1 pseudogene is annotated in these 1,017 nt (G+C 45.9%); it reads right to left on the bottom strand.

The features are described 5' to 3' along the window. A pseudogene (locus A3738_RS05225) lies at window positions 1–889 on the bottom strand (ribonuclease R); the annotation flags it as partial. Between the last annotated feature and the right edge of the window lie 128 nt (window positions 890–1,017).

Raw genomic sequence — 1,017 nt, 5'->3', positions numbered from 1 at the left:
CGTCGTCAAAGTCTCGTGCGTCTTCACCGTCGATAGTAACTAAAGGAAGATCCCTTAAATCAATGCGTCCAGATTTATCGGCCTCGCTAACCTCTGGTGTAAACGATTCAATCTGAGCGATTAAATCTTCCGGCCATTCATGAGGAATATTATAAGAACGAATCGCTACCTCGATCTCCATACCCGGTGCTAAGTGATCCCCGAGCACTTCGGTAACTTCACCCGTCGCGTGTTCTCGTTTAGATGGCTGATGCAAGATTTTAGCAACAACATATTGCCCATGCTTCGCACCTAAGGTGTCTTCTTGAGCAACCACAACCTGTTGAGTCTCTCGAACACTTTCGACTTCAACAAAACACAAACCACTTTCAAAGAAAATGCGCCCAACAACATCTTTTGTATTGCGTTCAATGACCTCCATGATCACAGCATGACCGCGACCTTTCGCATCAACGTGATCAACCCGAACAAGCACTCTGTCACCGTCAAACACACTTTGCATTTGTTTCGCTGACAACAGTAGATCATCCCCGCCTTTCTCGAGTTTCACAAAGCCAAAACCATCGCGATGCCCTATGACGATTCCTTTCAAGAAATCGACTCGAGCGGCTGGCTGATATTGCTGTCGACGATTACAAACTAACTGACCATCACGGCTCATCGCGATCAAACGACGACGTAAGGCTTCAAAACCCTCGGGATCTGAGATTTCAAGAACATGAGCAATTTGCGGATGTGTTAATGCTTCGCCACTTTGCTCAAGCAAATCTAAGATATGCTCTCTGCTCGCAATAGGCTGCGCATACTTTTCGGCTTCTTTCGCCGCATGAGGGTCATGTTTCGATTGGGAAGGAGGATTTTGCGACTTATTTGGGTCGGATTTTGACATTCAATTGTTCAACGCTATGGATATAGCGCCAATTATAGTCTTTCTATCTCGTCAGTGCGATGAGTTAAAACAGCCTTATCGAACACTCACTGCAAAGTCGCCCGCTAAATGCTTGAACCCCTTTCTAA

The sequence above is a fragment of the Oleiphilus sp. HI0066 genome, from assembly GCF_001635725.1.
Note: the sequence above shows the minus strand (reverse complement) of the source record. Positions and strands in the feature narration are given on the sequence as shown.